The 3,403-nt window shown below is 45.7% G+C and carries 5 protein-coding genes; 4 read left to right on the forward strand and 1 reads right to left on the reverse strand.

Annotated features, from left to right (window positions below; translation table 11 throughout):
- The first annotated feature begins 44 nt into the window (after positions 1–44).
- From AC3DOM_RS16885 to AC3DOM_RS16900, 4 genes are all read left to right on the forward strand, one after another.
- Positions 45–428 carry a single-stranded DNA-binding protein gene (locus AC3DOM_RS16885; protein ID WP_487920205.1) on the forward strand — a complete coding sequence of 128 codons (384 nt, stop codon included), beginning with the start codon at positions 45–47 and terminating at the stop codon, positions 426–428.
- A 49-nt stretch (positions 429–477) separates the two neighbouring features.
- Positions 478–1,587: a C45 family autoproteolytic acyltransferase/hydrolase gene (locus AC3DOM_RS16890; protein ID WP_487920206.1), complete on the forward strand. Its 1,110-nt coding sequence runs from the start codon at positions 478–480 to the stop codon at positions 1,585–1,587.
- Positions 1,588–1,590: 3 nt separating this feature from the next.
- Entirely contained in the window at positions 1,591–2,127 is a 537-nt protein-coding gene (locus AC3DOM_RS16895; protein WP_487920207.1) for a hypothetical protein, read from the forward strand.
- 138 nt (positions 2,128–2,265) lie between these two features.
- Positions 2,266–2,703: a hypothetical protein gene (locus AC3DOM_RS16900; RefSeq protein ID WP_487920208.1), complete on the forward strand. Its 438-nt coding sequence runs from the start codon at positions 2,266–2,268 to the stop codon at positions 2,701–2,703.
- 51 nt (positions 2,704–2,754) lie between these two features.
- Here the strand turns inward: AC3DOM_RS16900 and AC3DOM_RS16905 are convergent, their stop codons facing one another.
- The gene (locus AC3DOM_RS16905; protein ID WP_487920209.1) at positions 2,755–3,309 is read right to left on the reverse strand and encodes a dihydrofolate reductase family protein; all 555 of its coding nucleotides are present in this window, start codon (positions 3,307–3,309) and stop codon (positions 2,755–2,757) included.
- Positions 3,310–3,403 lie beyond the last annotated feature (94 nt).

Below are 3,403 nucleotides of genomic sequence, written 5' to 3' on the forward strand. Positions count from 1 at the left end.
TTTACTTATCCGGTACAAGGCACTATTTGAATAAGGAGGAAATAATGCCCGCATTAAATCGTGTTCAACTTATGGGAAGATTAGGTCAGGATCCCGATGCCCGTTTTACCCCAACAGGGAAACAGGTGGTGAAATTCAGCCTGGCAGTCTCCAATCGCTGGAAGAAAGACGGCGAGGTGAAGGAGTATACCGAATGGGTCAATATTGAGGCCTGGGGGCGTTTGGCTGAGGTCTGCAATGAATATTTGCGCAAGGGCAGTTTGATCTATCTTGAAGGGAGGCTGAAGACAGACAAATATGTGGATGATAGCGGAGAGAATCGTTATTTTGCAAAGGTGGTCATCCAACAGATGCAGATGCTGGATCGCAAAGCAGATGAAGATAAGGGGATCATCGACGAAGAACCCGCGGAGTATGAGGCTGAGTAATCCAAACTGAGCCCATAGGTGTGTGTGAGAAATAGAGTATCATTCTTTTATGTCTCCACATTCCTTTCCTCATATTCGTGTCAAGGGTTCGCCCTATGATCGCGGGCAGCAATACGGGCAGCAGGCTGCGGCCTATATCCGGAAAAACATCAAGGTTTATCAGGGCTTGTTCGCACATTATATTGGCTGGGACTGGGCGCAAGCGACAGAACACGCCCGGATATACGAAGCGATCATCGGTGATTACCGCCCCCATTTTCTCGACGAGATGCGTGGGATTGCCGAGGGCGCTGGCATCGCATACGAAGACATCCTGGCGTTGAACGTGCGCACGGAAATCCGTAATGCAGGCATCGCTCGTTCAGCGCCCAAAGAGTGTACCGCTTTCGTCGTATTGCCGCCACGCACAAAGGACGCGCATACGCTGATTGGTCAGAATTGGGATTGGGTTCCTCCGGTCGCTGAAACGATCGTTGTTCTGGAGGTCGAAACAGATCATAGCCCAAACTTTGTCACCGTGGTGGAGGCAGGGTTGCTGGCAAAAACAGGGATGAACGCTGCCGGGATAGGGATGACCACCAACGCCCTGAACTGTGATCTTGAAAAAGGAACAGGTGGCATCCCCTACCATGCCATTTTGCGGGCCATTCTCGAAGCCGGGAATTTCTCCGAGGCGATGGGCGCGATCATTTCTCATCCACGAGCATCGGCAGCCAACTATCTGGTTGCTCATCGGGACGGGGAGAGCTTCAACGCTGAAACTGCCCCCGGTAATTTTTCACGCGCCTATATCGACTTTCCTGAGGGGAATATTTACGCCCATACCAATCACTATCTCAGTCGGGAGATCGATTTTAAGGACCTCGGACCCTGGCGCGGGCCCGACAGTTTAGTCCGCCACCAGCGAATGGATAAATTCCTGCGAACACACCCCAACGCAATCACCGTCCCCGATCTACAGGTGGCCCTCGCTGACCATTTCAATCTCCCCGATGCGATTTGCTGTCACCCCGATCTCAATAAATCAACGTTTGAACAATTCATGTCGATCGCATCTGTTATCATGGATTTAAACACAAATACCATCTGGCTTGCGGAGGGTAATCCTTGTGAGACAACGTACCGTGAGATAGCATACGGAGAACTTCTGGAAGGATAAGCTATGGAAATAAAAGACTGGCTCACATTATCTGGAATATTAACAACTTTAATCATTTCAGGAGTTACCCTGATGATCAATTTCCGCAGGGAAAAAGTTGAGCGAGAAAAGAATGAACAAGAGGATCAGAAAAAAAGGATCTATACCCCTCATATAGAATTTGGGATCAGTGTTAATTTTTATGGTCCTGAAGCAGGAGAATATATCGCGGAGTTTTTATTTATTGCTTTCAATAAAGGCAATGTCCAGCAGAAGTTCAATGATATTCGTATTCGGGTGAGAGGCATTGATAATGGACAAGGATTTCAATTCTGGGAGGGAAATGAACCAAGGTTGAATTTTCCAATAAAGCTGGTTGATCAGGAAAGTATCCTCCCGGATGACTACAATTTTTTCTTTGTCGAACCAGGCATTGAGCAAATCTTTTCTTATATTACAAAAATACCGATCGACACAAAATACTTATTGGTTCACGCTGAATTTGAATACGATAAATATACCCCGCATACAACGGAACGAGTATTTGAAGTGAAGGTTTGAGGTGGCTAAGCACATAAGAACCGCATGACTTTTTCGCTGTCAGAGAATCAGCGGCGCGAAACCCGATATCAAAGTCGAAACTTCTTCCTGATTTACACGTAAAGATAATGGACGTTGTTCACCGTCCACTTAATCTTTATGAATGCTCTCCAAATTACCCTGCTCGTATTTGCCCTCATCGAAACTCTGAATATGCTTGAACTGTATTTTCTACAGGATAATTGCAAATTCAATGGTGCCTGTATCTTCAGCGGTTGGGAAAAATCCAAAAAAGACCCGGAAGTGCATGCCCTGATGCGTTATCTGATCAATTGGCTGGCGGGGGTTAAAATGATCGTGATCGGGTTGGTGCTTATATTGGTTTTCACAGCTCCCGAACATACACTTCTGCTAGCTGCGATCGCCCTAGTCATTACAATCGGATCGTTTTATCTTCGACTTTATCCTGAGCTGCGTACCGCAGATAAAGCTGGTCAGATCAAATCAAAAGGGCATTCAATCAGGTTGGGATATATGGTCGCGGGGTTGGAACTCAGTCTGATCTTTGGGATCATAGCGCAAATCACCAGCATCTAATTAATCCCCCCTAAAGATAGACCCATTATTTTCTTGGCTAAATACAGGTACTTATTTCATTACCTGATATTTAGATTGCACAAAACTATTTTCCCAAGATCGGGATTCTAAAAGTTTTAATTTGATATCCTTTTCAATTTCGCCAAATAAGGGGATCCCATTACCGATTAGAACCGGGATGGTAGTCAGTGTCATCTCATCAACCAGCCCCTCACGCAAAAATGATTGGATTACTTTGCCACCATCCAGGTAGATATGCTTGTATCCTTCTTGGGACAGTTTTTCTACAAGCTTCTGCGGTGTGGAGGCATCGATCCGGACCGTATCACGAAGCTTGTCTGGTACTTCTGTCAGACTCTTGCTCAACACGATGACAGGTTTTGCTCCATAAGGCCAGGGATCAAATTCCAGCACTTTTTCAAATGATCCTCGTCCCATAACCAGGACGTCTATGGCGTTGAAAAAAACGCCAAAACCAGCATCTTCCCCTTCACCCAGTTCTACACCTTCGTGCAACCAACTGACATCTCCATCTTCCCTGGCGATAAAACCATCCAGACTGATTGCTATAAAGACAGAGATTTTAATTTTTGTAGCATTTTTCATAAGTTAATAATTCATTTATTGATATTCAGATAAACAGGTTATGAGCGTCCCGCAGGTTTATGTTGCTTTAAAATCTGAATCACGGGAACCTGCG

It is taken from the genome of Candidatus Desulfolinea nitratireducens, from assembly GCF_982879505.1.